Below are 346 nucleotides of genomic sequence, written 5' to 3'. Positions count from 1 at the left end.
GCTTCGCTGGGGTCTTGCCCCGATACAAGCAAGCGGCGGGCGTTTTCGGCAGCGGCGCGGGCTTCTACCAGTGATACGGTTGGATATTTGCCGATTGAAAGCGTTTTCCGTTTGCCGTTATACGAAAAATCAAACCGCCATAACTTCCCACCGCTCGTATTGATATACAGATACAAGCCCTTGCCGTCATTCAGCTTAAATGGCTTTTCGGCGGGTTTGGCGTTTTTGATTTGGCGGTCGTTCAGCTTCATTTTTACGGTATTTTTTCGAGGTATTTTTCAGATACCGCAAAAGATACCGTAAATTTTAGGTTACTTCAATTAAGCTGAATTAGACGGAATTATAC

The 346-nt window shown here is 45.7% G+C and carries 1 protein-coding gene; it reads right to left on the bottom strand.

All coding sequences use genetic code 11. The features are described 5' to 3' along the window. The coding region (locus HMPREF2572_RS10120; RefSeq protein WP_148132332.1) for an Arm DNA-binding domain-containing protein at nucleotides 1-251 on the bottom strand (251 nt) is incomplete at its 3' end. Nucleotides 252-346 lie beyond the last annotated feature (95 nt).

It is taken from the genome of Neisseria sp. HMSC064E01, from assembly GCF_001808875.1.
Lineage (GTDB): Bacteria > Pseudomonadota > Gammaproteobacteria > Burkholderiales > Neisseriaceae > Neisseria > Neisseria sicca_A.
The sequence above is the reverse complement of the archived record's forward strand: the minus strand, read 5'-3'. Positions and strand labels throughout refer to the sequence as shown.